The following is a 25,425-nucleotide window of genomic DNA, read 5'->3' on the forward strand; positions in this document are numbered from 1 at the left end:
TGGCGATCATGCGCAGATTGTCTGATTTGGCGCGCCCGGCCTTTTGGCGCGGCGCGGGTGCGATGGTTGCCACGTTTGGTCTGTCGATAACCGTGCAGGCCCAGGAAAAATTTCGCCTTAATACCACAACAAATACAGCGGAGAGCGCGACTCCCGCTGTGGCTCAGGCCGATGGCATTGGTGCGACGATTTTCGGAAGCCTGGCGGGCCTAAGTGACCGCGACTGGCTGGTGGTTGGCTTGGCGGCTGTTGGTGGTGCGGCGATTGCCGGTTGGGTTGGTTGGCGGCTGTCGCTTCGGATGCGTCGTCACCTCGAAGAAGTCGAAGATCACGAACACGAACTGGCGGGCGAGACAGAGCTTTTCACCCAGCTTTTATTCGCCGGTCCTGACCCGGTTTACTATTGGAGCCGCCATGGCTTTGCCGAGGGGGCCAGTCCGTCGCTTAAACGGGCCTTCCAACTGGGTCAGGATGGGCGCTTTCCCGATCTGCTGGATCTGTTGCGCGATGAAGATGCCGCAGCACTCAAGGAACGGGTGCGGAACCTTAAAACCGGGCATGACCGGTTTGAGCTTTGGATCACCACGGTCGATGAGCGCAAATTCCACGTGACCGGCATGGCCGCGCGCAAGGATCGGTCATCGGATGTATTGGCGCATGGTTTGTGGTTCCGCGATGAAACCCGCCATTCGCGAGAACGCGAAAACCAGTTTGGCGATTTTCAGCTGCTTAAGCATGAAGTATCGGGTCTGCGTCAGTTACTTGATAGCCTGCCCTTCCCGGTCTGGCGCCGCGATAGCGAACTTCGCCTGATCGATTGCAACATCGCCTATGCCGATGCGGTCGAATATCAAACAATTGAGGATGCCTTGGCCGCACAGGCCGAAATCGGTGCGGGGGTGATTCCCGATCACGGGCGATCATTGGCGGCATCGGTTCAGCGCAATAATGAAAGCCTGACCCGCGATTTCCATGTTGTCATTCGCGGTGATCGCAAATTGCTGCGCATTACCGAAATGCCGGGCGGGGCGGCGAACGAGCCCGATGGCCTGATCGGCTTTGCGATTGATTGTACCCCGGTCGAAGAATTGCAGTCCGATCTGTCGCGCCACATCCGCGCCCATGCCGAGGTGCTTGAAAACCTGGGCACTGCGATTGCGGTCTATGGCGGGGATAAGGGGCTTATTTTCTTTAACACCGCCTTTACCAAGCTTTGGGATCTTGATGACGAATGGCTCTGGACCGAGCCGACCCATGATGATGTTTTGCGGCGCCTGCGCGATGAACGTAAACTGCCCGAAGTCACCGATTTCGCCCAGTTCCGCAATACCGAAAACCAGCGCTTTACCGATCTTCTGAAACCTGAAGAAGACCTGATGCATCTGCCAAATGGCATGACCTTGCGTCGCTTCATCTCGCCCCATCCGTTTGGCGGGCTGATGTTTGTTTATGAAGATGTCACCGACAAGCTGGTTCTGGAAAGTTCCTACAACACCCTGATTGCAGTTCAGCGTGAAACGCTGGAAAGCCTGCACGAGGCGGTCGGCGTGATCAGTGGCGATGGACGCCTGCGGCTTTATAACCATGGTTTTGCCGATCTTTGGGGTCTTGAAAGCACCTTCCTTGATGTCGCGCCGCATCTGGGCGACGTGGTCGAGAAATCCAAGGAGTATTGGCGCGAACGCGACGACTGGGAAAAGTTCAAAAACCGCATGGTCGCGCGGATCACCAACCATGAACCGATGAATGGCCGATTGGAACGCGCGGATAATTCGATTGTTGATTTTGCCATCGTTCCGCTGCCCGACGGGGCGGTGATGATGTCCTATATCGATGTGACGGACACCATCCGGGTTGAACGTGCGCTTCGTGAACGCAATGAGGCACTGCGCACCGCAGACCAGATGAAGTCGGACTTCATTTCCACCGTATCGCGCGAACTGACCAAGCCGCTTGATCACATCAATGGCGAGTCTGATCGATTGATCCCGCATCTGACCGGCAATGTGGCGCGCTCGGTCGAAACCATCCGGACCGAAGCGCAAAGCATGCTGGCGCTGGTCGATGACATGCGCGATCTGGCAACCCTTGGATCCGGGCAGGTCGCCCTTGAACTTGATACCGTCGACCCAAGACGTTTGCTGCGCTCCCTCGAAGCTTTGACACGGGCGCGCCTGGCGGAACTGAACGTGTCGCTGCGTCTTTATTGTTCGCGCCAGATCGGCTGGATGGTGGCCGATGAACGGCGCCTGAAACAGGCCTTGTTCATTCTGGTGACCAACGTGCTGCGCACAGCACCCGAGGGCAGCGAGGTTTCCGTTGTCGCAAAGCGCAGTGGCGAGGATATCGAAATCTCGATCTCGCTGTCGGACGAAGCACCGCAACCGATGCTGTTTGAAGGCCTGCGCGATGGTGAATCCCCATCGGCCCGCAGGGCCCTTGGTATGGCGATGGTCCGGGCTGTGGTCGAAATCCATGGTGGACGTGTGAAGATCAGCCGCGATGGCCGCAAGATCGCCTGTATCCTGCCCGCGGGCGAGGAAAGCGATCTCGGCTAAGGCCGCAGACCCGTCAGACAGATACGAAAAAGGCGCCAGATGGCGCCTTTTGCTTTGCTGGATTGATCATGATTGATCAGACCGTAAACGGCACGTCCTTGCCGGCAACATACGCATCGATGTTATCAAGCGCGCGGAAGCCCATGGCGTTGCGGGTTTCAACCGTGGCCGATCCCAGATGCGGCAGCAGGAAGGTGTTTGCAAGGTCGCGATAGGCCGGCTCGATATTTGGCTCACCCGCGAACACATCCAACCCGGCTGCGGTCAGTTTGCCCGATTTCAGGGCGGCAATCAGGTCCTGATCATTGACGACATCGCCGCGCGCGGTGTTCACGATGATCGCGCCATCGGGCAGTTTGGCAATGAAATCCGAATTGACCATGCCGCGTGTTTCGGGCGTTGACGGGCAATGCAGCGACAGGAAATCACAATGGGGCAAAAGGCCCTCGATGCTGTCGTGATAGGTCGCCCCCACTTCCTGATCGGCGGGCAACTGGCGGCGGTTGTAATAATGGATGTCCATATCAAAACCGCGGGCGCGTTTGGCGACCGCCTGTCCAATGCGGCCCATGCCAACGATGCCGAGTTTCTTGCCTGTTACTTGCGTGCCCATCAGATGGGTCGGACGCCAGCTTGACCAGGTGGCGTTGCGGACTTCGGCCTCCCCCTCGCTTGCGCGGCGGGCGGCACCAAGGATCAGAAGCCAGGCAATATCGGCGGTGGCATCGGTCAGCACACCCGGGGTGTTGCCAATGATCACGCCCTTTTTCCTGGCCGCTGCCAGATCGATATGATCGGTCCCGACCGAGAAGGTGGCGATGATTTTGACACTGTCGGATAGATGATCAAAAAATTCGGCATCAATCGGATCGCCCACCGAAACAAGGGCGGCATCCGCGCCATGACACAGCGCCAGGATTTCGGCCCGGGTCAGGGGATCGTCATCTTCCTGGGTGCGGATGTCGTAACTTTCAGCCGCACGTTTGGCGACGGCATCGGGCAATCGGCGGGTGACGGCAAGAACAGGTTTCATGATGGGTTTCTCCCTGAAGCGATTTTGTTTTTAAGTTTTCAATTGTTCTAGAATAGCTGCCCAACGGCCAGACGGATACCGATTGATGTGATCACCAGCGACAGCAGGAAGTCGGCCAGAACGATGGTGCTCGCCGTCGGGATCGGGACCGACAGGGTCAGCTTGGCGATATAGACGCCATACACCAGCGTCGCGATCACCGCGATAAAGACAAAGCCACCGGCACCCAGCGATGGGAACAACACCCCCAGCATCAAGGCCGCCAGATAAAGCCCCATCTGAAGCACGCTTGCCCAGTTATAGACCGTGACAAACGCGATATAGCGTTCGGCACGGCCCAGCATCGGGATGACATGGAACATGATCAGCGGAAAGGCGACCCATTTGATGACATAGGCAATGACTTCGACCAGCATGTAACGCATCGCCGGGAAGTCGTCCGGGGCATCGAAAATGTCGTTCCAGCGCAACATCGCAAAGGCCGGAAACACAATCACTGCTGCCAGAAACGAACGCCAGAATCCCTCGATCAAAAAATTAAAAAATCCAAGACCCTGGGTATCGCCACGGGCAAGACGCCATGTGCCGTAAAGGGCGCGCAGGGTTTCGCTGGAGGTGTTCATTTAGGGCTTGTTTCCGGGCTGTGGGGCAAAGCAGACATGAATGTGTCTAGCAGTCTGTGGGCAACAGTCCAACAGCTTATCCCCGAATGCCCGTCCTTCACAAGGTGGGGTTGCCAAACGTCTTTTTCTTGCACGGGTCATCGGGCCCTTGAGACGGCAAAACGAGGTGGCGGGATCAGGATGACGGACAATACGGACGAAGAATATGCGTTGCGCTTGTCCTATCTTGAAAAAACCGATCCCAACTCGCTGGCGGTCGCGCGGCTGTATCTTGAAATGGCCAGCAACCACAGGCCCGATCAGCGCGAAGAGGCATTGGCGCTGTTTGATGCCGCCGATACAATTTTCGCGCTGCATTTGCCGACGGCACGTGATGCGGCGGTGGCGGGGCTGGCACTTAGTCTCAATAACCGGGCCGCGCTTGAGATCGAGGCCGGTGAATGGGAATGGGCGGTGGATGCCGCCTGTCAGGCCGTGGAACTGCGTCAGGATCGCCTGCGCAATTGCGTTGGGCGCAAGGATGACAAGGAACGTCTTGATCTGGGCTATTCACTGGCCGCGCTTGTTCTGGCCCTGCAAGGGGCGGGCAAGCTTGATCTGGCGCGCGATGCGGCATGCGATGCGGTCAAAGTGCTGGGTGCCTTTGCCGGGATGCGCAATCAGGACGCGTTTGTCCTTTTGACCAAGCTGATCTGTATCTATGCCGATCTGTGCAACCGGACGGGTCAGTTGCCCGATGCCAATGTTTTGTTGCCACTGGCCAAGGCGTTTTACTCTGCGCGCGGCAAGTCCTGAGCAAAGAAAAACGGCCACAAGGACGTTTCCCTGTGGCCGTTCCAATTCATGGATTGATTGATCAGCGGGTGCTTGCCACTGACCAGGTCAACGTCACTTCACCATTTGCCGGAACTTCGATGTCCCAGCTGATCTGGCCGGGTTGGTCGCGTTCATGCTTGTGGCTTTCGGCCGTCACTTTCCAATCCGTTGGCAGGTCTTCACGGACGGTGACGGTTTCGACACGGTCGCTGGTATTGCGGATGGTCCATTTTAGATCGGCCTTAATCGCGTCTGGCAGGTTCGGACGGGCCTTGCGGTCAAACGAGGTGACATTTCGTGTGCCGTTAAGATCGCTGGCCTTGCCCAGACGCAGGGTCGCATCACGGCCAACCGGGGTCAGCGAAATCATGTCTTCGGAAAGATAGCCGGTATCGCCTGCCGGGGTTTGGGCATAGATGCGCACGATGCCATCCGGCCACGGGCTTTTGGCGTCTTTGCCGCCTTGGTTGGTGATGTCGATTTCAAGATCCGGACGGACGAAGTCGTTGGTGTCATTTTGCGCCATGTTATAGACGCTGCTTGATGCCTGGAAGATCGCGTGGCGTTTGACCGGCAGGACCTGTGGGTCGAGCAGTGGCAGAATGACCGTATCGCCATCCTGCATCGAAAGGCCGTCAAACGGGCCATAAACATGCAGGTTTTCAAAACTTGCCCGGTCGGGTGCGCCAGCAGAAGGTGCGGCACCATCGGCCATGGCCGACATCATCATTTCGGTGCGTGCGGCCTTGGCCATCGGGGGCTGTTGCACCCGGTTGGGGTCACCAGCTACCAGACGCAAGGACGCATTGTCATAATCGCTGCCTGATCCGTTCATGACCTTGGCGATTGCGGTCAATTTCAAACTGTTTTCCGCGCGGTCATAATAGGCGGTATAGGTCGTGTTCCAACCGATTCCGCCCAGAAGATAGGCCATGGAAACGTGATCAAGCGCGGTACCGGACGCGATATCCGCATCAAGGGTCGGGCTGGTGGTAAAGCCATCGGGCAGTTCGGAAACAATCACCTGATCAAGCGGCACCTGTTCCAGACCGGCATCGGTTTCAATCAGGGCAACATGGCTTACCGCGACAAGGGTGCCTTCAATCAGGTCATCGTCACGGCGAATGGTGACGGTCTTGCCGATCTGATCGCGCACAAGGTCGTCAATGGCGTTTGATCCGTTGCCGCGATTGCGCAAGGACGTCCAGACAAGATCGGCATCCTTGGCAGTGCCAAGCAGGAAGGAGTCATTCATGATGGTCTGGGGCAGGCCATCAATGCGAAGCGTGCTTTGGCCTGCGGGAATGGCCGCATCGCGTTTTTCGGTAATCAGCGAAAGGTTGCCGGGATAAACCGTCAGCTGCAGGCTGGTGCGGTTGTCGGCTGATAGTCCGACGGACGGGCTTTGCGCGCGGGCAGGCTCAGCATCCGGTCCGAAAAATACCGCTGATCCCAACAAGGCGGCGAGTGCAAAACGATTGCGTAATGCTGCTGTCATTCCCGATCCCTTTTGTCCTGATGAAGTGGGGCTATGCAATTTGCTCTGATTGCCACCTTTGCGTGAAAAGATGGCAGGATCAAGGACATGCAGGGATAATTTCAGGCAAGACGCATAAACACGTGGCACCAATGCACACAAACGTTGGCCGGCGCAATTCGATGCACAGCAAAAGTCAGGATCTGACGATGGGGCTAGTGCTTAGCTCAGAACGTGGTGGAAGGAATATCCGCCGACCTCGGGAAGGTGATGTTGGTAGGCTGCCTGACGCGCGGTATCAATGATGATCGGCGCGCGCAGATTGACCGACATGCTCACCGGGCCATCATCGGGCTTGTGCAGGGTCACAATCAGCAACACCGCGCCATCTTCCTTTTTGATACCGTGAATGCCAAAGCCCTGTTCAAGATGTTCGGGCCGGATCGTATCGCTTTCAAGGTTATAGGGTGCCACGATAAAGGCCAGTTCCGGTTCGGTCAGGCATTGCATCAAAAGAAATGCATTACCGCTTTCCCCCGGGAAGCTGGCAAGGGCAAAGACGTTATGATCAGGAAAGCCCTTAAGCCCGGCCGGGAAGTAAATGGCCTTGTCCCAGGCGAATTCGCGTTCGCCAAACAGGGTGGTCAGTTTTACGGCGGACGGGACGGCCCCCTTGGCCGTCGGGTTCGCGCCTTTTTCGGTCGCCATCGCGTCCTCCTGCTGATCCGTTTTCATGCTGCACCAGAAATATCAAAGCACTTTGGATTGGTTTGCCGGATATTCAAGGGCTTGGCAGACCGGAAGACATTCTATTAGCAGTTTATTTAGCGGCCGTTAAAGCGGACCCCGACAGGTTCACTAAACCCTTTGACCTGAATTGTTTGCGTCTCAGCATAGCGGGCGAGAAGGATCGGTCCGGCAACCGGGGCCTCTTTACGCAGGCGGTTGGCGAATTGTTCGCTCATGACCGTATCGCTGCCAAGTTCGCGGGTGGCCTTTTCAAGGCGGGCGGCAAGGTTGACCGTCGCCCCGATGACGGCGGGTGTGACTGCCTCGCGTTGGCCGATATCACCGACAACGGCCGGGCCGAAGTTAAGGCCAACCCCGATTTCAAGCGGTTCGCCGCCATTTGCCGGGGCCCGGGCCTGCCATTCGGCGACCTGGGAAATGATCGCCTGTGCGGCACAAAATGCATTGGCCGCCGGGTTTTCAAGATCGTCGAAGGCCGCGAAACTCGCCATCACCGCATCACCAATATATTTTTCGACAATGCCGCCATAGGCACCGATTTGCGATGTTGCGATGTGATGGAACTGGTTGAGGAACCGCATGACTTCCTGCGGGTCGCGCTTTTCGGCAAAGCGTGAAAAGCCGATAACATCGGCAAACAGAATAACGCATTCGCGGCGTTCACCCACACGGATCGGTTCATCACGATCGGCCAACTGATCGGCAAGGGCGGTCGGGAAATATCGCGCCAGATTGCCATGCGCACGTTCGGACGCCGCCGACTGGTTGATCAGGACCCGCAAACGCGAAACCATCACCGCACAGGCCAGCGTAAAGACGATGACAATGATCACCTGTTCGGCAAGGGCCGAGATATCGACAAATTCCGGCAGGTTATAGGTATCGATGATTTCTTGCTGGCTGGGGTTCCATTCATCGCCGAAATGCTGCGAAACGATCACGCCGGGCCGCGTCATCAGCCACCAGATCGCCCCGCACCATGACGCAAACAGCCAGAAGCCGAACCACAGGATCAGGCGCGGCGAAAAGGTCATGATGATGATTGCCATCATGATCATCGAAAAGACCACGCCACGGTCGCGCACGACAAAGCCATACAGCCATGCCGGATGATCCAGCAACGGATTAAGCGGATCGGGCACAACCGAGACATAGACAATCAGAACCGCGTCAATCACCGCCAGCAGATAGATCATCCAGTATGATTTGCCGCCCCGAAAGGCGACGAAAAGCTGAACGAACACGCCGGGAATGAACCAGCCGAGGACCTCAAGCAGTGTATAAAGCTTGCCGGTTGGGGAGTCTGGTTTGCTAAACAAAAGCAGGATGAACGCCAGAAGGCAGATGCGTAAGAAGGCAACAAGGATCAGCCCGCGCTTTTCTTCGCGGGCGACAAGGCGTTCAAAAATTGACTCGGAAGGCTCAGTTTTTGACGGCATCAGCAAGAAGTTGTTTCAGCCCTTCGCTGTCCTTGACGACCAGTCGACCATCACGGCGCGTGATCATCCCCTGTTTTTCAAGTTCGCGCAGCTTCTTGTTCACCGCTTCACGGGTCACACCCAGCATCAGGCCCAATTCCTGCTGCGACAGCGGAAGTGCGATGCGAATGCCTTCCGGGTCCGGGCCGCCATGACGTTCGGCCAGCCACAAGATGCGCTTGATCAGACGTGCGGTCAGATCAAGGAAGTTGGCATCTTCAAGCAGGTCACTGACCCAGCGCAGGCGACGGCACAAAAGGGCGGTGATGTGACGGCGCAGCGGAGCTTCGCGGTCAAAGATTTCAAAGAAGTCATCGCGCGAAATGAAAAGTGTCCGGGTCGGGCCAACCGCACGTGCAGTCGCCGTGCGCGGTTCACCATCCAGCAATGCGATCTCGCCAAATACCGCACCGGGGGCCAGAACGTTAAGCACGATTTCCTTGCCGGTTTCCGAAACCGATGAAATGCGAACCTTGCCGGCCTCAACCGCATAAAGCCCGTCTGCCGGTGCGCCCTTTTCAAACAGCAACTGGCCATCGTCGAACCGGCGGACAGTCGCCTGGTTTGACAGTTGCTCCAACAGTTCGGGGTCCAGATCCTCAAACAGGAAGCTGCCTGCCAGAATGCGCGAAGCAATCTTCGCAAGTTGCGGTGATTTTGGGCCGGTTACACTGTTCACGGGGTTCACTTTGAAAATGGTTTCGTTTCAGCGGGCGAATCGCAGAATTCGAATGCCAAAGTAGCACAAATATCCTGCTTTACAGCAAGCTGTTTTGTATCTGGATCAGCAGGTGTGGCATGCCGGAATACGCAGGCCAAAGGCTGCTTTAAGTACGGTGCAATACACTCAGATGATTATTTCTGCTTTGATTTGTCGGGCGTGCTGCCTATCTTGGCGAGACGGCTCACCAACGCGATTTCAGGTGGGAAAGGCTGGGAACAAGGAAATGAGCGTGCAGGAAATTCTAGTCATCAACGGACCGAACCTGAACCTGCTGGGGCAGCGCCAGCCGGAAATTTACGGCTATGACACGCTGGCCTCGATCGAGGAAAAATGCAGCACGCTTGCCAAGGAGCTTGGCGTTTCGGTGCGGTTTGGCCAGTCCAACCATGAAGGTGCGATCATCGACATGATCCACGAGGCCCGCACCAAATCAGCCGCCCTGATCATTAATGCCGGTGCCTATACCCATACCTCGGTTGCGATCCATGACGCGCTCAAGACCTTTGAGGGCTATATCATCGAGCTGCATATTTCCAACCCGCACGCGCGCGAGGAATTCCGCCATACCAGCTGGATCAGCCCGGTCGCCGATGCGGTGATGGCAGGTGCCGGTGCCTATGGCTATGAACTGGCAACCCGCCTTGCTGCGGAAAAGATCAAGGCCGCCTGAAAAAGGCTCTGAATTATTCAATCCCGTTGTCGTAAAATGTTGTAATTCTGCCAGAAGACAGTTTGAATAATTGCGACACAGAGATTTTGAAGACAATTAAGGGCAGCACATGGCTGCCCTTTTTTCTGTCTGAATGATCGCTGTTTAGACCGAGCTTCTTGACCGCAAAGCGGCCGCCAGTGTGCCATCATCAAGATAATCAAGCTCACCACCCACCGGCACGCCATGAGCAAGGCGGGTGACTTTGACCCCGGTTTCGATCAGCCGTTCGGTGATGTAATGCGCTGTGGTCTGGCCATCGACCGTAGCATTGGTGGCAAGGATGACCTCGGACACAGCGTTTTCGCGCACGCGGTTGACCAGCTGATCGATTTTAAGGTCATCCGGCCCGACACCATCAAGCGGCGACAGTGTGCCGCCCAGCACATGATATTTGCCTTTGAACGATGCCCCGCGCTCAAGCGCCCAAAGATCCTGGACTTCCTCGACCACACAGATGATATCCGTACCCCGGTTCTGATCGGCACAGATATGGCAGGGATCGGTAACATCGATATTGCCGCAATTCGAACAGGTCGTCATGACCTCGGCCGTGGCATGGAGTGCGTCGGCCAGCGGGATCATCAATGTTTCAGGCTTTTTGAGCATCTGCAAAACCGCACGCCGTGCCGAACGCGGCCCAAGGCCGGGCAGGCGCGAAAGCAGCTTGATCAGATTTTCAATTTCCCGTCCGGTCATGATGATCCCGTTTGTGGTGTTTTCTGATAGTTAGCTTGTATCAAAAACAAAGGGCGGCGCAATGCCACCCTTTGTCGCGTACGATGAAAGTACGAAATTTATTGTGTGTCCGATGAAAGATCAGAACGGCAGTTTGAAACCTTCCGGCAAGTTCATGCCGCCGGTGACGTCTTTCATCTTTTCCTGAACGGCGGCCTCGACCTTGACCTTGGCGTCGTTATAGGCCGCCACAATCAGGTCTTCGAGGACTTCGGTGTCGTTGGGGTCAACGATGCTTTTATCAAGCGAAAGGCCACGCATTTCGCCTTTGCCATTGAGCATCACCTTGACCATGCCCGCACCGGACTGGCCTTCGATTTCAAGTTCAACCAGTCCTTCCTGCATTTCCTGCATTTTGGACTGCATCTGCTGGGCCTGTTTCAGCATCCCTGCAAGGTTCTTCATAGCTCGTCGTCTCCTTCGAGATAAAATGCGTCGTCATATACGGAACCGCTTTCGTCCTCTTCGCCCTCGGCATTTTCCTGGCCGGGTGGCAGATGGACGGCAACGATTTTGGCTTTTGGTAAACCATCCAGAATGGCCCTGACCAGCGGATCTTGCGAGGCATCTGCCTTGCGCTGTTCAAGGGCTTCAAGTTCCTGTTCCTTAAGGGTCGGTGCCCCTTCTTCGCGCTCCGACACACTGACCAGCCAGCGATGACCAGTCAGGCCATTAAGCGCCTTGATCAGTTTCGTCGAAAGGTCCGATCCCGCCCCGCGTGCCGGGCGAAATTCGATGCGACCCGGCTCATACTTTACCAGATGCATATAGTTTTTGACCTGCATCGAAAGGCCGGTGGTTTCCCGGTCCTTGCCAAGCAGTTCGGCAACTTCTTCGAACGTTTCGGGCATCTTGGCATAGACTGGCTGTTCGACCTGTTCGGGTTCGCCCAGCGGGTCTGGTCGGCGCTGTGCCACGGCCGCTGCACCGCCGCCGCCACCATTCACCACCTGCATGCGCGGTCCCGGACCGCCACTGCCGCCGCCATTGCCGCCACCTTGTGGCGCACCGCAGCCGTTACCGGCATTGTTCATGTCCTGGCGCAGCTTTTTGATCAGATCGCCGGGCGGTGGCATTTCCGCGGCATAGGCCAGACGGATCAGGATCATTTCAGCGGCCTGAATGGGCGATGGTGCAATGCGCGTTTCTTCAAGGCCCTTAAGCAACATCTGCCAGGCGCGGGTCAGTTGCGGCATGGCAAGCTTGGCAGCAATTTCCTTGCCGCGTTCGCGTTCGATCTGCGACACGCCGGGATCATTAGCCGCATCTGGCGACAGCTTCACACGTGTCAGCCAGTGGGTCAGGTCCAGCATATCCTGCAACATCACAGGCGGATCACCGCCAAGGGCATATTGCGCGCCAAGAAGTTCCAGCGCCTCGTTAATCTCGCCCTTCATGGTGTGATCGAACAGATCGAAAATGCGCGACCGATCCGAAAGGCCCAGCATGTCACGCACCTGCTGGGTCGTGACCTTGCCTGCGCCATGCGAAATCGCCTGATCCAGCAGGCTCATGCCATCGCGGACGGATCCGTCGGCGGCACGTGCGATCAGGGTAACGGCTTCTTCTTCGATCTCGGCATTTTCAAGCCCGGCAATGCGGGTATAGTGCGCGGCCAGTTCATCGGTCTGCACGCGACGCAAATCGAACCGCTGACAACGCGACAGAACCGTGATCGGGATTTTGCGGATTTCGGTGGTGGCAAAGATGAATTTCACATGCTCTGGCGGTTCTTCAAGCGTTTTGAGCAGTGCGTTAAACGCACTTTTCGAAAGCATGTGCACTTCGTCGATGATGTAGATCTTGTAGCGTGCTGATGTCGGGCGATAGCGAACACCCTCGATCAGTTCGCGAATGTCATCCACACCGGTGCGCGACGCGGCATCCATTTCCAGAACGTCAACATGGCGGTCTTCGGCAATCGCACGGCAATGCTCACAAACGCCGCACGGCTCGATCGTTGCACCGCCCTTGCCATCCGCACCAATGCAGTTCAGTGCACGTGCGATGATACGTGCTGTCGTGGTTTTACCAATACCGCGCACACCGGTCAGGATGAAAGCATGTGCAAGGCGGCCACTTTCAAGCGCGTTTGACAGCGTCTTGACCATCGGCCCGTGGCCGATCAGTTCGTCAAAGGATTTCGGGCGGTATTTCCGCGCAAGAACCTGATACTCGCTTTTGCTTTCTGGCTCGGCCGTGGTGACGGGCGCGGTTGTGTCCGCGACGTTACTGTCTGTCACCGTGTCACCTTCTGGTGCCGTTTCGCTGGCGGTCTCGATCTGCTCGCTCATTCATCCGGTCCGGACTGTTTTAATTCTCAGTTGGTTTTAGCAGCTTCGAAGCCCTATGGGAAAGGCCAAGTGGGAAATTTCCCATACAAAAAGCCATCTGCCCGCGAATGTCAGGGGCATGGCAAATATCAGCGATTTCAAAGGGAGAAATGAAAGGGTGAGAGACTGAACAGCGACCCGGAAAAACTCGTTACGGCTGCTACCTTCCGGTCCTGACCGGGTTGGCGAGCGGTCCGTCCACTGCCAGCCTCTCGCCCCCTATATCGCGCAAGCGTCCATAAAACGCAAGGGTTGGCTGGGATTTTTTCTGTTATCAAGCAATCGTGGCTTTTGACCGATCCTCACCCACGTTAATGTCATGCTCCGTCACCACAGGAAATGTCGGCGATCCCATGGGTTTGCCCGATATTTTCCGCATCAGAATTTCAAGAAAGTGACCGCCATGCACAGGCTGTTTTATGAATCCGTTGATCTTGATCGCGAAGCGGTTTTGCGCAAACGCGAAGACTGGCAACAGGTTCTGTTGGCCGAGGAGTCGCTGCGCATCCTGATTTGTCATGCTGGCGATCCGCTTTTTGCCTGGCCGGAGGATATGGACGCCCATGAACTGGTGGTGCTGGGTGCCCCGGCCGTGCCGCATCTTGATGTCGATCTTCATCGCGGGCAGTGGATTTATCTTGGCCGCGATGAAAGCGGGCCGGTGATTGCGGTCGATATTGCCGCGGTGGTGACCGATCGTGACGAGGCGATCCGCAAACTCGGCGGTGGTTTTGGCGATATGCGCACCCGCATGGCCAATCTTTCGGTGGATGAGGCCGCCCTTGCCGCACAGGCGCGCGCGATTTTCAACTGGCATCAGGGGCACCAGTTCTGTGGGGCGTGCGGCCATCCAAATTTGGTGGCAGAGGCGGGATATCGTCTGCAATGCAGCAATCCGGCCTGTGGCAAATCGCATTTCCCGCGCACCGATCCGGCCGTCATCATGTTGATCCATCATCAGGATCATGTGTTGCTGGCAAGATCCCCGCAATTCCTGCCCGGCATGGTGTCGGTTCTGGCCGGCTTTGTCGAACCGGGCGAAACCCTTGAACAGGCCGTCGCGCGCGAAGTGTTTGAAGAAGTCGGTGTCCGGATCAAACGCCCGCAATATGTCGCATCCCAGCCCTGGCCGTTTCCGGGGTCGTTGATGCTGGGCTTTGTCGCAGAGGCCGAAACAACCGACCTTTTGCCTGATAACGAAGAAATCGAGTTTGCGCTGTGGGTGCATCGCGACGATGTGCCAAACCTGCCCGAAAAAGGTATCAACCTGCCGCGTCCGATATCTATCGCACGCTTCCTTCTGGAAAACTGGTGCGCCGGCCACATATAGAGACAAAGAGGCCTTTGTCACCATCCTGGTGATACGGCATCGCTGTACTGGGTGATGATCGGTATTCAGGGAAAAGCTTTGGTAGCGATACGTTTTCTACGCGATTTGGGTGTAACCGGCGTTGCTGTCTGTTTGCTTGCGACTTTGTCCGCAGTAACAGCCGCAAAGGCCCATGAACGGATCCCCGTCAAGGTCGGTGCGTATGAATATGGCGTGGTCTATTTCTATGATGATGGCAAGCCACAGGGCATGGTTCTGCACCTGATCAGACTTCTGAATGATTTGCAGGACGAATATGTGTTTGAACTTGCCGAAACCTCATCGCGCAGGCGCTATCAGGCCGTCACCAGTGGCGAGGTGGACCTTGTTCTGCTGGAAAGTGCGCAATGGGAATGGCGGAATCTGGATGTTCAGTTCTCCAAATCCATTGTTCAGGAAAAGGACCTTTATCTGACGCTTGCCAGGCCGGATAACACCGGCGCACTTTTGTCAGATGTGACCAATTATCCGATCCTGTGCGTGTTGGGGTTCCATTACGGATTTGCCGATTTCAACGCGGATCCGGACTATCTGCGCCAGAACTTTGATGTTTTGCTGCGCTATAACGAACAAGAGGTCCTTGACGGACTTCTGGCCGGGGAAGCACCGATTGGTATTGTTTCGGCGGGCTTTCTGGCCGCCCGGTTTGTCGATTACCCGTCCTTGCGCGAAAGCCTTGTGATTTCAGATCAACCCGATGCCGTCCATGATCTGGTGGCGGTGCTGTCAGCCGGATCGTCGATCCCGCTTGAACGGTTCAACCAATTGATTGCGAAACTGCAATCCACTGGTGAGGTCGAACGCCTGTGGCAGCAACTTCACATCGGTCTGTCTGGTTAGGTCCCGACCCAAGTTCCGACATAAAGCCCCGACCGCATCTGCTAGTCGATCGGCGGGATACGGGCAATAACATTGCGGCGCAGGGCGTCTGGCCGTTCGCGCCAGGCAACAATGCCCTTTTCACTTTCGGCATATTTTGACGCCAGTTCACACAGATCCTCGACCATGCTGTCGGGATCAATATTGCCATAAACATATCCCCACTTGCCCGATCCGTTCAGCGCGACCGAACAGCCAGACTTGCAGTTGGTCAGGCATTCAACCGGTTTAACCTCAAACGGCAGATCGCGCGTGGCACAGACTTCCTGAATGCGATCGAAAAGCGTCTGACCATCACGCGGATCAGTTGGTGCGCTGGCGATTGAGGACGTGCAGGTAGTGCAGATATTCAGGCGGGACTTGGCGGTCATGCGGGTGATCTTGTCCGGGCTGGTGACAGGTAAACGACGCGGGGGCGCATCCAATCAGCTTGCGACTGGTTTGGTCAAGTCATCATCAAGATGTTGGGTGACATATTCCTGGATCGCACTGGCAAGCTGGCGATTGACCAGCGGATGGGCTTCTTCGGCCAGCATCACGGCGACACCGACGGCCGGCAGTGGAGGAAATCCGTCCCGCGCATCAAGGATTTTGAATTCGTCGGTCACGCTGGCGGCGGCAAGGGCGGCAACGCCCAAACCATCGCGGACCAGATGCAGCATCGAAGCCGCCTGCCGCGATGTCGCATAAAGCGTGAAGGGCCGGTTGGATTTCGAAAAGGCGTCAATCGCCCATGCATGAAACTTGCAATCTTCGGCCGGCAGAACAAGCGGCAGCGGATCAAGAAGGTGCTGCTTGTGGACTGCCGATGTCACCCAGACCCCAAGTTCATGGCGCAGGAAATATCCCTCTTCGCCTTTTTCCGACCGGCTGATGATCGACAGATCAAGCTCCCCCTGATCAAGCATCCGGCGGAGCAGGATCGTCGGATTGACCGAAACAAAAAAGCGCACCTGTGGATGCACCGCACTGATGGCGCGCAGAACGGTTGGCAAAATCTTTTGCGCGTAGTCATCCGGGCAGCCGATGCGGATCGGACGGCTTTCTTCCTGCGAACGCAATTGTCCCATTGCTTCGTCCGTCAGGCTCAGGATCCGTCGGGCATAACCAACAAAGGTGATGCCTTCGTGGGTCAGTTGAACGTTGCGTCCGTCGCGTTCAAACAGCTTGTTATCGACCAGTTCTTCAAGGCGCTTCATCTGCATGGAAAAGGCCGATGGCGTGCGCCCGATACGATCGGCGGCACGGTTGAAGCTGCCGCATTCCGCAAAGGCGACAAAGCTTCGAAGCAGATCGGAATCCATGGCCTCTCCTTTGATCAGAAAAATTGATCAGGAATTTTGAACAATAGGGTCAAAACTATTCGATTGTCCGATTACGATCCAGCGGCAAATATCAAACCCGGCCGGCCAATGCTGTTTTGAATGCGTAAAACGCATGTGCCAAAGGATGATTACAATGATTTTGAACGACTATTTGATGTCGGGAAACGGCTATAAGGTCCGTTTGCTGCTTTCGATGCTGGGTCAACCGTTTGAATATGTCGAACGCGACATCATGAAAGGCGAAACCCACACGCCCGAATACCTTGAAAAGGTCAACCCGAACGGCAAAATTCCGGCCCTAGTCCTGGATGACGGAAGGACCCTTGCCGAAAGCAACGCCATTCTGATCTATCTGGCCGAAGGCACCAATTTCATCCCCGAGGATGCATATGACCGGGCCGATATGATGAGCTGGTTGTTCTTTGAACAATATGACCATGAACCAAACGTCGCCGTTCTGATTTCATGGTATGCGATCAAGGGTCTGCCGGAACATGCCGAAATCTTTGAACCGATGAAACAGGCGGGGGCGAAGCGTGCGCTTGATCTGATGGAAAAGCGTCTTTCAGGGCATAACTGGCTGGTCGGCGATGCGCTTACCATTGCCGATATCTCGCTTTATGCCTACACGCACCGGGCCGAACTTGGCAAAATCAGTCTGGCACCCTATCCCGGCATTCGCGCATGGCTTGACCGGATGACGGCGGTTCCGGGCTATGTGCCGATCACCTGGACGCCCTAAAACCCCAAAAAAAAAGCCACCACAAACAGGAACGTCACCCAAGGCAAGGGGGAGGCGGGGGAAGTTGTTCCCATCCGTGGTGGCTGAATACCCTGACGGGAGAAACGTCAGGGTGGTGGTACAATCGTCAGGCTGATTTCAAAAGCTTTTCCGGCAAAAGCGGGTCTGTCTGGGCCGCAGAACTTCGCGCCTTGAAGCGCGCAAAGGCATCTTCGACATTGGGCGCACTTGCCAACATTTCCGGGCCGCCCGGCATCGCGTTCAGATAATGGATCATCGGCATGATCATCATGTCGGGAATGGTGAAACGGTCACCACAAACCCAGCCATCGGCATAAGCAGCGTCAAGGACAGAAAGATCATGACGGATGCGGTCCGCCATCTCGTTCATCCGGGTGGTAAATTCCGGGTCACGACGTTTGACATCATCGGCAAGAAACATCGGAATAACAAAATTACGGATGATGTCCGGATCAAGCCGGGTCATGGCGACACTGATCCACTGGTTCATCCGGGCGGCTTTTTCGGCATGCACCGGGCGCAATAACGGCCCGGGGAAATTATCATCAATATAGCGGCAAATGGCCGCGGTTTCATAAAGCACGAACGGCCCGTGTTTCAGGACCGGGAACTTGCCAAACGGGTTGTTGCGTAACAGTTCCGGTGTTGGCGGATGGCCGGGTGGCTGGACATTCCGGCTGCTGAACGCGAACGGTATTTCCTTTTCCAGACAGGCAATGCGAACTGTGCGTGTCAGGTTACTGCGCGGCATTCCGATAATTGTGACATCCGACATGGCAAGACCCTTTTGTTCGGTGAACTTGCAGACAGGATTACGTCCCCCATAATATGTTCAAGAACATATTATCAGAATGTGTCATGGTGGATCTGTCGCCTGATCCAAACATCCGATGACGTGCCGATTACCTGGTGGAGTTCGAAATGCCCTATGCGCCGACGCACAAGCCCAAAACCCGCATTCGCATCGTTAATGCAGCAAGCGCGCTGTTTAAAAAGCACGGGTTTGAAAATGTCACGATTGATCAGGTCATGGCAGCGGCCGGGCTGACCCGTGGCGGGTTCTATGCCCATTTCAAGAACAAGGAAGCCCTGTTTGTTGCCTGCGTTGAAAACGGCATGTCGCTTTTGTCATCGCCGGTGCTGGCAAAATTGCGCAAGGCCGAGCTGTCCGGAAGCGACTGGGTGACATCCTTTGCCGAACTCTATCTGTCACGGCTTCACATTGATAACCCCGAACTTGGATGTGCCCTGCCAACCCTGTCATCCGAAGTCTCACGCTCTGGCGATCAGGCGCGTTCAGCGTTTTCAAAACTGATTGATCAGGCATCGGGCAAACTTGCCTGGAAACTGGCAAAGGAAGACGGTGTTCCGGGCATGGACAAGCCCGTCCCGGTTGACGGTGAGTCCGTACTGCCAGATGTTCCTGATGGTTTCCGCACTGAAGCCACATCGATGCTGGCGATGCTGGTCGGGGCAGTGGTGCTGAGCCGTGCAGTCGATAATGAAACGGCCGACGATATCCTGACCTCTACGCGCAAGACGATCCTGCAATCGCGAGATCACCTACGTGCGAAGGCTGGTCAGAAAACCGCCTGATCAGTCATAAAAGCCCGACAGGATTTCTGCATAGATTTTCACAAGGTTTTCGATGTCATCGACCATGGCGTGTTCATCGACCTTGTGCATGCTTTGTCCGACCAGGCCGAATTCGGCGACTTCGGTGTATTTCTGAATGAAGCGCGCATCGGATGTGCCGCCGGTCGTGCTCATTTCAGGCCGTTTGCCGGTGATTTTTTCCGAGGCATCAGCAATCAGGTTGGCGAGCTTGCCCGGATTGGACAAAAACGCTTCGCCGGAAATCTTGACCTTGAGATCGTGCGCACCGGCATACTCGGCACAGACATCTTCGATCCATTTTTTAAGATCCGCACCCTTGTGCTGATCATTAAAGCGGATGTTGAACGCGGCACTGACCTTGGCGGGCACCACATTGGTTGCGGTATTGCCCGCATCGACGGTGGTGATTTCAAGGTTGCTGGGCTGGAAATGATCGGTGCCCTGATCAAGCGCGCGGGAATTGAGCACATCAAGCGTCTTGATCATGCGCGGAACCGGATTGTCCGCCAGATGCGGATAGGCGACATGGCCCTGTGCGCCATAAACTGTCAGCCAGCCGGTGATGGAGCCACGGCGACCGACTTTCATCATCTCGCCCAGATATTTCGGGTTGGTCGGTTCGCCGACCAGACAGGCATCAAATTTCTCGTCCTGCTGATCGCACCATTCGACCAGCTTGACCGTGCCGTTGATCGCGTCGGCTTCTTCGTCACCGGTGATCAGGAACGAGATGCTTTCATCGAAATCCGGATGGGCAGCCAGAAACGCGTCAACCGCTCCGACAAAGCAGGCAATGCCGGTTTTCATATCAACCGCACCCCGGCCAAACAAACGGCCATCTTTGACTTCGCCGCCGAACGGATCAACGGTCCAGGCGGCAACATCGCCAGCGGGCACCACATCGGTATGACCGGCAAAACAGAAATTGCGCCCCTTGGTCCCCAGACGGGCATAAAGGTTGTCGATCGCATCACTGTCATCGCCATCAAAGACCTTGCGCGTGCACTTAAATCCCCGTGCCTCAAGCGCCTTTTGCAACACATCAAGCGCGCCTTCATCGGCGGGAGTAACCGACGGGCAGCGGATCAGGGTTTGTGCAAGTTCAAGGGCGGTCGACATTGGCACTCTCTTGGTCTTTGGGTGTTATACAGAAATAGGAATTTGTACCTATTATTATGTTTCACGTGAAACAAAATAGGAACAAATATACATTAAGGGGCGAAACAGCCATCCGTTTCGCCCCTTATATCATGATCACATTGCGTGTCGCAGATCAGTCGCGCAGCAATTCGTTGATCGAAGTTTTCGAGCGGGTCTTTTCATCAACGCGTTTGATGATGACCGCGCAATACAGGCTCGGCCCTGGCGTGCCATCCGGAAGCGGCTTGCCCGGAATGCTGCCCGGAACGACCACGGAATAGGCCGGAACGCGACCGACAAAGGTTTCGCCGGTGGTGCGGTCGATGATCTTGGTCGATGCGCCGATGAAGACACCCATCGAAATGACAGCACCTTCTTCGACGATCACACCTTCAACGATTTCCGAACGTGCGCCGATAAAGGCGTTGTCTTCGATGATGACCGGGCCGGCCTGAAGCGGCTCAAGCACGCCACCGATACCGGCACCACCCGACAGGTGAACGTTCTTGCCAATCTGTGCGCACGATCCAACCGTGGCCCAAGTATCGACCATGACACCGGTATCAACATAGGCGCCAAGGTTCACGAAGGACGGCATCAAAACGGTGCCCGGTGCTACATAGGCCGAACGGCGCACGATGCTGCCCGGAACGGCACGGAAACCGGCCTTTTTGAATTCGGCTTCGCCCCAACCTTCGAACTTGGACGGGACCTTGTCCCACCAGTTGGTGTTTTCGCCCGGACCGCCTGCGATGGTGGTCATGTCATTGAGACGGAAGGACAGCAGAACCGCCTTTTTGGCCCACTGATTGACAACCCATTTGCCATTGGTCTTTTCGGCAACGCGTAGGTCGCCGGAATCCATGGCGGAAAGCGTCTGTTCAACAGCCTTGCGGATTTCACCCTGGGTAGAGGAGTTAATCTCGTCGCGGTTTTCCCATGCGACGTTGATCACGCCTTCAAGCTCGGTTCTGTTCATTTTTCGAAGGTCCTTGCGGTCAGCCAAAATTGCGTTGGCGGAGAATGGTCAATGCGCGCGCGCAAGTCAACTCCGCCAGTTTACGTAGAAACGCCTGTGTCAGGCAGATTTCCGTTCCTGATCCCGTATGGCCGTTAGACATAGCCGATCATACCGCCAAGCTCAATCCTGGAACGATGACAAATCAGCGCTGCCGTGCCCGGTAGCGGGGAAGTGAAGCACCCTGATTGGGCGCAGCTTTAACGGGGGGGATTACGATCCGCTATTAAGCCCGCGCAAAAAGCCGACAAGATCATCAGTTTCATGATCAATGCGCGGATCATCGCGACCGGCCTGCGCCCATTCAAGATCAGTATGCACCCAGACGGTGGTCATGCCCATATCCTTGGCGGGCAGAAGGTTTTTGGCCATGTCTTCGAAATAGACCGCACGGGTCGGGTCAATCCCATCGCGCGCCAGAAGCAGGTCATAGGGTTCCTGCTTGGGCTTGGGGATGTATTCGGCATCAACGATGTCAAAGATGGTTTCAAAATGATCGGCAATACCAAGGCGGTCCATCACCCGTTCGGCATGGCCGCGTGATGCATTGGTAAAAATCAGTTTGCGGCCCGGAAGATCATTCAGCGCGCTGGCAAGATCCGGTGCCGGGGCGACCACGGACAGATCGATGTCATGGACCTTGGCAAGGTAATCGGCCGGATCGATTTCATGTTCGGTCATCAACCCGCGCAAGGTGGTGCCATAGCGATGGAAATAGTCCTTTTGCACCCGGTGGGCTTCGGTTGCCTCAAGCTTCAGCGCATCGCGGACATATTGCCCGATCAGATCAGACACCTGTGAAAACAGATTGCAGGCCGCCGGATAAAGCGTGTTGTCGAGATCAAAGATCAGAACGCTGTCATCGTCGACACGGGGCAATTCGGATCTGCGTTTCGGGGCGGTGGTCATGATCTGGGGCCTTCCGGATATGCTTGTTGGACAGACGTGCCTGGCGCGCGTGTCAGGCAGTCGACATTTGTATGCGATCCTTACGGCGTTGCAAACCATCAGGATCAATCAGAACCAGAAATGGTGTACCCGTGGTCATTTGTTCGCCGTTGAATTGCAGGGTGCCAGGCGTGAACGGCACAGGGGTTTAAAACGGCCAAAAAGAGCAAACATATATTGGGTTCTTGTCCGGGATCCGTCTCTGGGGCCTTGGGCTGCGCGTGTCAAATGCGACGGAGGTTCGGCCCGGAAAACCGGGCACGGACATTATTATCCGTCCGCATAGGAAATTCAGGTTTTGTAAAACCCTTGTTAAGTAGAAGCAGTGAAAATGACCGAAAGCCATTAAGGCGATCAGACTGGTTTCCGTGCTCGGGGGAAGGGAACCACTTGTTGATCCGGGCAGCGTGAGAGGGTGCATTGGATAAACTTATAAAGGCGCGAACAACCGAACTGCGCAAAGAGAGAAACCGTTTTGCGGCATTGGCCTTTGTCTGGGGGGATCTTCTTCTGGAACTGGACGGGGATCTGCGCATTGTTTTTGCCTCTGGCGCATCAGACGGGATTTTGGGGAATCGGCCACAAGACCTGTCGGGGAAGTCGTTCATCCAATTCCTGGCAAAACAGTATCGCCCACTGGTGACAGAGATGTTGCGGGTCGCGCGCCGTCGCGGGCGCATGGACAATATTCAGGTCCGCTTTAATCAGCAGGCCGGCATGTTAAGCCCGCCGGTTTCCATGAGCGGCTATTTCCTGCCTGATCTTGGCGATCATTTCTTTGTCGCACTCAGAGTTGCGATCAATGCCCTGTCGCCTGATGTTGCCGCCAGCCTTCAGCGCGACACTGCTACGGGACTTCTTGATGAGGAAAGCCTGTCAAAGGTCGTCACGGAACGGTTGATGGCGCGCCGGGAAACCGGGATCGAGCACAAATTTACCCTGATGACCCTCAATGCGTTTGATCCGCTATGCGCGCGGATGAAACAGATCGAACAGGCGGAAATGATGGCCAGCGTCGGAGCCTTTCTGCGCGCCCATTCGGTTGCGGGCGACACGGCCGGGCGACTGGGGACAGAACAATTTGGCATGTTACATCGCGCAGATGTCCCGATTGGCGATCTTGAAAAACGGATCGAGGAATGTGTGCGCGATGCGGATCCGACCGGGGTTGGCATCGAGGTCAGTTCATCCGTGACCGATTTTACCGCCGAGCTGATCCCACCGGGCGATCTGGCGCGCGGGGTTTTGTATTCCATTCGGCGGTTCTGTGACCGGCAGGAGCACAGCTTTACGTTTTCGCGCCTGATGGGGCAGGCGGATAATCTGGTCAATAATACCTTTTCGGCGATGCAGGATTTCGGCACAAGGGTCGATCAGTTGAAGTTCGATACGGTGTATCAGCCGATCGTGCGCCTGCCGAATGCGGAAATCCATCATTTCGAAGTGCTGGTAAGGTTCTATGACGATGATGGCAAACTGATCCCGACACAGGAACTGGTCAGCTTTGCCGAGCAGGTCAATATGGTCCATCGTCTTGATCTGGCGATGTTGCGCCGAAACCTTAAATGGATCACCTCCCAGCTTGATCAGGGGATAACAGCCCGGGTTGCTGTGAATATTTCCGGCCATTCGCTGGGAAATCCGGATTTTTGCCGGTCTGTGATTGCGCTGTTTGAGCGCCATCGCGAAGCACTTGGCCAATTGATGCTTGAGATCACCGAAACCGCCGAAATCAGCGATATCGATACGGCGGCAAAATGGATTGCCCGTTTCCGTGAATTCGGGGTCGAGATCTGCCTTGATGATTTCGGCACCGGTGCGTCGAACTTCCGGTATCTCAGCGCAATGGATATCGATTATGTGAAGATTGACGGCGAATCAATCCGGCAATCGACCAAGACGCCCAAGGGGCTGGCGTTCCTGCGATCGCTTGTCGATCTGTGCCACGACATCAATGTCGAGGTTGTCGCCGAGATGATCGAGACAGACAAGATGCGCGAACTCGTGACCAAGGCCGGTTTTGACTATGCGCAGGGCTATCTGTTCGGCAAGCCAGAAGCCGACATTACGCTGTATTGGCGTGATTCTGTTTACAAGCGGTGATGCTGGCAGGCAACGACATTTCCGGGCGGGGATATTGAGCCGCGAGATGCGGCGTTAACTGGCAAGATCAGTTTTTGCTGTCCTCGGAAGTCACGCCATATCGGGCGAGGATTTTGTCAAACAGGCCGTTTTCCCGGATCGCCATAAGCCCGTTGTTCAGTTCCCTGAGCAATGTCTTTGGATCCCTTGCCTGGCGCGAGATGCAGGCAAAGTAGGGATTGTTTGAAATCACCTTGGAATGGACCATCGCGATATCGGTGATGGCGTGTTGCGAATGATGGAGCTCGTACTCCATCGGTGCCTTGTAGGACAGGGCCGCATCGATACGACGTGACAGCAGCATATTAAGAAGGGTGGCCTCGTTATTGACCACAAGAACATCAAGCCCGGCCGCACGCGCGGTTGATTCAAGGCTGTAACCGCTGACCACACCGATGATCATGTTTCTGGCATCAGAAATCTTTTCCAGCGATTGCAGGGCGGTCTCCCCAAACGCATAGAAAGCGACCCCGACATGACCGAGCAGGTAGGAATAAAACATTTCCTCTTCGCGTTCAGGCAGGTAACTGCACGAACACAGGCCATCGACCTGTCCGGTACGGGCAAGGAAATAGGCCCGTCGCCAAGGGTAAAATGGTGTGATCAGGGTGATGTTGCGCGTGGCAAACGCGGCGCGCAATATTTCGATGTCATAGCCCGGTAAAGCGGCATTTTGGGCAATTTTTGAGGGCGGGAACGGATTGCACGCCAGCGTGACGGTACGCTGGTTACCAGCGGGGGGTATCAGGGTGTTCTGGGCCGATGCCGTGCTGACCGTGCCAAGCAGGACAAAGGCAGCTAGGGTCAGGCAAATGATCTTGGTGCAGATGCTCAGGTGTTGACGTGCGCCAATAGCAGAGCGGCGCAAAGGCACATATGAAATAATACCGGCCCACTTTCCCACGATTTTTAACCGTTCAAAAAAGAATAACGGAATCAATATGCTATCACGCTTTGGTGGATGATTATGAGTTATTCGCGTGAT

Annotated in this window: 24 protein-coding genes and 1 other RNA gene; 8 read left to right on the forward strand and 17 right to left on the reverse strand. The window is 55.8% G+C overall.

Annotated elements, in window-relative coordinates; genetic code table 11:
- Positions 1–8: 8 nt before the first annotated feature.
- Positions 9–2,558, forward strand: a complete 2,550-nt coding sequence (locus tag FHI25_RS07200; RefSeq protein WP_210516312.1) for a PAS domain-containing sensor histidine kinase — start codon at positions 9–11, stop codon at positions 2,556–2,558.
- 76 nt (positions 2,559–2,634) lie between these two features.
- On the opposite strand, the gene FHI25_RS07205 is transcribed toward FHI25_RS07200, so the two are convergent.
- Positions 2,635–3,591, reverse strand: a complete 957-nt coding sequence (locus FHI25_RS07205; protein WP_210516314.1) for a D-glycerate dehydrogenase — start codon at positions 3,589–3,591, stop codon at positions 2,635–2,637.
- A 47-nt stretch (positions 3,592–3,638) separates the two neighbouring features.
- Complete coding sequence (locus FHI25_RS07210) at positions 3,639–4,214, reverse strand: hypothetical protein (RefSeq protein ID WP_210516316.1); 576 nt, start codon at positions 4,212–4,214, stop codon at positions 3,639–3,641.
- 180 nt (positions 4,215–4,394) lie between these two features.
- On the opposite strand from FHI25_RS07210, the gene FHI25_RS07215 reads away from it, so the two are divergent.
- Positions 4,395–5,009, forward strand: a complete 615-nt coding sequence (locus FHI25_RS07215; protein ID WP_210516318.1) for a hypothetical protein — start codon at positions 4,395–4,397, stop codon at positions 5,007–5,009.
- A 61-nt stretch (positions 5,010–5,070) separates the two neighbouring features.
- Here the strand turns inward: FHI25_RS07215 and FHI25_RS07220 are convergent, their stop codons facing one another.
- From FHI25_RS07220 to FHI25_RS07235, 4 genes are all read right to left on the reverse strand, one after another.
- Positions 5,071–6,528, reverse strand: a complete 1,458-nt coding sequence (locus FHI25_RS07220) for a DUF4139 domain-containing protein (protein ID WP_210516320.1) — start codon at positions 6,526–6,528, stop codon at positions 5,071–5,073.
- 201 nt (positions 6,529–6,729) lie between these two features.
- Positions 6,730–7,215, reverse strand: coding sequence for a flagellar assembly protein FliW (gene fliW, locus FHI25_RS07225; protein ID WP_210516322.1), 486 nt, complete (start codon positions 7,213–7,215; stop codon positions 6,730–6,732).
- Positions 7,216–7,331: 116 nt separating this feature from the next.
- Positions 7,332–8,696, reverse strand: coding sequence for an adenylate/guanylate cyclase domain-containing protein (locus tag FHI25_RS07230; RefSeq protein ID WP_210516324.1), 1,365 nt, complete (start codon positions 8,694–8,696; stop codon positions 7,332–7,334).
- The gene (locus tag FHI25_RS07235; RefSeq protein ID WP_008889072.1) at positions 8,680–9,414 is read right to left on the reverse strand and encodes a Crp/Fnr family transcriptional regulator; all 735 of its coding nucleotides are present in this window, start codon (positions 9,412–9,414) and stop codon (positions 8,680–8,682) included. Before FHI25_RS07235 ends, FHI25_RS07230 begins: the two co-directional genes overlap by 17 nt.
- 268 nt (positions 9,415–9,682) lie before the next feature.
- Between FHI25_RS07235 and aroQ the strand changes: the two genes are divergently transcribed.
- The gene (gene aroQ, locus FHI25_RS07240) at positions 9,683–10,129 is read left to right on the forward strand and encodes a type II 3-dehydroquinate dehydratase (protein ID WP_210516326.1); all 447 of its coding nucleotides are present in this window, start codon (positions 9,683–9,685) and stop codon (positions 10,127–10,129) included.
- 144 nt (positions 10,130–10,273) lie between these two features.
- On the opposite strand, the gene recR is transcribed toward aroQ, so the two are convergent.
- From recR to ffs, 4 genes are all read right to left on the reverse strand, one after another.
- The gene (gene recR, locus FHI25_RS07245) at positions 10,274–10,867 is read right to left on the reverse strand and encodes a recombination mediator RecR (RefSeq protein ID WP_008889080.1); all 594 of its coding nucleotides are present in this window, start codon (positions 10,865–10,867) and stop codon (positions 10,274–10,276) included.
- Positions 10,868–10,987: 120 nt separating this feature from the next.
- Entirely contained in the window at positions 10,988–11,311 is a 324-nt protein-coding gene (locus FHI25_RS07250) for a YbaB/EbfC family nucleoid-associated protein (protein WP_008889081.1), read from the reverse strand.
- Positions 11,308–13,200 (reverse strand): DNA polymerase III subunit gamma/tau, encoded by a 1,893-nt coding sequence (locus FHI25_RS07255; protein ID WP_210516328.1) that lies wholly within the window; start codon positions 13,198–13,200, stop codon positions 11,308–11,310. The genes FHI25_RS07250 and FHI25_RS07255 overlap by 4 nt, the downstream gene beginning before the upstream one ends.
- A 157-nt stretch (positions 13,201–13,357) precedes the next feature.
- An RNA gene (ffs, locus tag FHI25_RS07260) (signal recognition particle sRNA small type) lies at positions 13,358–13,452 on the reverse strand.
- Between the two features lie 190 nt (positions 13,453–13,642).
- Between ffs and nudC the strand changes: the two genes are divergently transcribed.
- A complete protein-coding gene (gene nudC / locus FHI25_RS07265) occupies positions 13,643–14,569 on the forward strand; it encodes an NAD(+) diphosphatase (protein ID WP_210516330.1) in 927 nt (308 codons plus the stop codon).
- 78 nt (positions 14,570–14,647) lie between these two features.
- Complete coding sequence (locus FHI25_RS07270; protein ID WP_210516332.1) at positions 14,648–15,448, forward strand: transporter substrate-binding domain-containing protein; 801 nt, start codon at positions 14,648–14,650, stop codon at positions 15,446–15,448.
- A gap of 41 nt (positions 15,449–15,489) precedes the next feature.
- Here FHI25_RS07270 and FHI25_RS07275 read toward each other — a convergent pair whose 3' ends face one another.
- Positions 15,490–15,858, reverse strand: a complete 369-nt coding sequence (locus FHI25_RS07275) for a DUF1636 domain-containing protein (RefSeq protein ID WP_210516334.1) — start codon at positions 15,856–15,858, stop codon at positions 15,490–15,492.
- A 54-nt stretch (positions 15,859–15,912) separates the two neighbouring features.
- Positions 15,913–16,791, reverse strand: coding sequence for a LysR family transcriptional regulator (locus tag FHI25_RS07280; RefSeq protein ID WP_210516335.1), 879 nt, complete (start codon positions 16,789–16,791; stop codon positions 15,913–15,915).
- Between the two features lie 154 nt (positions 16,792–16,945).
- Here FHI25_RS07280 and FHI25_RS07285 point away from each other — a divergent pair, with 154 nt between their 5' ends.
- Entirely contained in the window at positions 16,946–17,554 is a 609-nt protein-coding gene (locus FHI25_RS07285) for a glutathione S-transferase family protein (protein ID WP_210516337.1), read from the forward strand.
- Positions 17,555–17,681: 127 nt separating this feature from the next.
- Here FHI25_RS07285 and FHI25_RS07290 read toward each other — a convergent pair whose 3' ends face one another.
- Positions 17,682–18,350: a glutathione S-transferase family protein gene (locus FHI25_RS07290; protein WP_210516339.1), complete on the reverse strand. Its 669-nt coding sequence runs from the start codon at positions 18,348–18,350 to the stop codon at positions 17,682–17,684.
- Between the two features lie 146 nt (positions 18,351–18,496).
- On the opposite strand from FHI25_RS07290, the gene FHI25_RS07295 reads away from it, so the two are divergent.
- Positions 18,497–19,171: a TetR/AcrR family transcriptional regulator gene (locus FHI25_RS07295; protein ID WP_210516341.1), complete on the forward strand. Its 675-nt coding sequence runs from the start codon at positions 18,497–18,499 to the stop codon at positions 19,169–19,171.
- Here the strand turns inward: FHI25_RS07295 and dapE are convergent, their stop codons facing one another.
- From dapE to FHI25_RS07310, 3 genes are all read right to left on the reverse strand, one after another.
- Entirely contained in the window at positions 19,172–20,311 is a 1,140-nt protein-coding gene (gene dapE, locus FHI25_RS07300; RefSeq protein WP_210516343.1) for a succinyl-diaminopimelate desuccinylase, read from the reverse strand. It abuts the gene before it with no gap.
- A gap of 154 nt (positions 20,312–20,465) precedes the next feature.
- Positions 20,466–21,311: a 2,3,4,5-tetrahydropyridine-2,6-dicarboxylate N-succinyltransferase gene (gene dapD, locus FHI25_RS07305; protein ID WP_064780413.1), complete on the reverse strand. Its 846-nt coding sequence runs from the start codon at positions 21,309–21,311 to the stop codon at positions 20,466–20,468.
- A gap of 252 nt (positions 21,312–21,563) precedes the next feature.
- Positions 21,564–22,259 carry a pyrimidine 5'-nucleotidase gene (locus FHI25_RS07310; protein ID WP_210516345.1) on the reverse strand — a complete coding sequence of 232 codons (696 nt, stop codon included), beginning with the start codon at positions 22,257–22,259 and terminating at the stop codon, positions 21,564–21,566.
- Between the two features lie 459 nt (positions 22,260–22,718).
- Here FHI25_RS07310 and FHI25_RS07315 point away from each other — a divergent pair, with 459 nt between their 5' ends.
- Positions 22,719–24,401 carry an EAL domain-containing protein gene (locus FHI25_RS07315; RefSeq protein WP_210516347.1) on the forward strand — a complete coding sequence of 561 codons (1,683 nt, stop codon included), beginning with the start codon at positions 22,719–22,721 and terminating at the stop codon, positions 24,399–24,401.
- Between the two features lie 67 nt (positions 24,402–24,468).
- On the opposite strand, the gene FHI25_RS07320 is transcribed toward FHI25_RS07315, so the two are convergent.
- Complete coding sequence (locus FHI25_RS07320; RefSeq protein ID WP_210516349.1) at positions 24,469–25,344, reverse strand: ABC transporter substrate-binding protein; 876 nt, start codon at positions 25,342–25,344, stop codon at positions 24,469–24,471.
- Positions 25,345–25,425 lie beyond the last annotated feature (81 nt).

The organism is Thalassospira sp. ER-Se-21-Dark (genome assembly GCF_017922435.1).
Lineage (GTDB): Bacteria > Pseudomonadota > Alphaproteobacteria > Rhodospirillales > Thalassospiraceae > Thalassospira.

Bases quoted from the DNA above. Each gene is read 5' to 3' on its own strand.
- dapE (WP_210516343.1), bottom strand. From the start codon at position 20,311: ATGTCGACCGCCCTTGAACTTGCACAAACCCTGATCCGCTGCCCGTCG.
- FHI25_RS07275 (WP_210516334.1), bottom strand. From the start codon at position 15,858: ATGACCGCCAAGTCCCGCCTGAATATCTGCACTACCTGCACGTCCTCA.
- FHI25_RS07280 (WP_210516335.1), bottom strand. From the start codon at position 16,791: ATGGATTCCGATCTGCTTCGAAGCTTTGTCGCCTTTGCGGAATGCGGC.
- nudC (WP_210516330.1), top strand. From the start codon at position 13,643: ATGCACAGGCTGTTTTATGAATCCGTTGATCTTGATCGCGAAGCGGTT.
- FHI25_RS07310 (WP_210516345.1), bottom strand. From the start codon at position 22,259: ATGACCACCGCCCCGAAACGCAGATCCGAATTGCCCCGTGTCGACGAT.
- dapD (WP_064780413.1), bottom strand. From the start codon at position 21,311: ATGAACAGAACCGAGCTTGAAGGCGTGATCAACGTCGCATGGGAAAAC.
- FHI25_RS07285 (WP_210516337.1), top strand. From the start codon at position 16,946: ATGATTTTGAACGACTATTTGATGTCGGGAAACGGCTATAAGGTCCGT.
- FHI25_RS07295 (WP_210516341.1), top strand. From the start codon at position 18,497: ATGCCCTATGCGCCGACGCACAAGCCCAAAACCCGCATTCGCATCGTT.
- FHI25_RS07290 (WP_210516339.1), bottom strand. From the start codon at position 18,350: ATGTCGGATGTCACAATTATCGGAATGCCGCGCAGTAACCTGACACGC.
- FHI25_RS07255 (WP_210516328.1), bottom strand. From the start codon at position 13,200: ATGAGCGAGCAGATCGAGACCGCCAGCGAAACGGCACCAGAAGGTGAC.
- FHI25_RS07215 (WP_210516318.1), top strand. From the start codon at position 4,395: ATGACGGACAATACGGACGAAGAATATGCGTTGCGCTTGTCCTATCTT.
- aroQ (WP_210516326.1), top strand. From the start codon at position 9,683: ATGAGCGTGCAGGAAATTCTAGTCATCAACGGACCGAACCTGAACCTG.
- FHI25_RS07250 (WP_008889081.1), bottom strand. From the start codon at position 11,311: ATGAAGAACCTTGCAGGGATGCTGAAACAGGCCCAGCAGATGCAGTCC.
- FHI25_RS07210 (WP_210516316.1), bottom strand. From the start codon at position 4,214: ATGAACACCTCCAGCGAAACCCTGCGCGCCCTTTACGGCACATGGCGT.
- recR (WP_008889080.1), bottom strand. From the start codon at position 10,867: ATGACCGGACGGGAAATTGAAAATCTGATCAAGCTGCTTTCGCGCCTG.
- FHI25_RS07205 (WP_210516314.1), bottom strand. From the start codon at position 3,591: ATGAAACCTGTTCTTGCCGTCACCCGCCGATTGCCCGATGCCGTCGCC.
- FHI25_RS07200 (WP_210516312.1), top strand. From the start codon at position 9: ATGCGCAGATTGTCTGATTTGGCGCGCCCGGCCTTTTGGCGCGGCGCG.
- fliW (WP_210516322.1), bottom strand. From the start codon at position 7,215: ATGGCGACCGAAAAAGGCGCGAACCCGACGGCCAAGGGGGCCGTCCCG.
- FHI25_RS07230 (WP_210516324.1), bottom strand. From the start codon at position 8,696: ATGCCGTCAAAAACTGAGCCTTCCGAGTCAATTTTTGAACGCCTTGTC.
- FHI25_RS07220 (WP_210516320.1), bottom strand. From the start codon at position 6,528: ATGACAGCAGCATTACGCAATCGTTTTGCACTCGCCGCCTTGTTGGGA.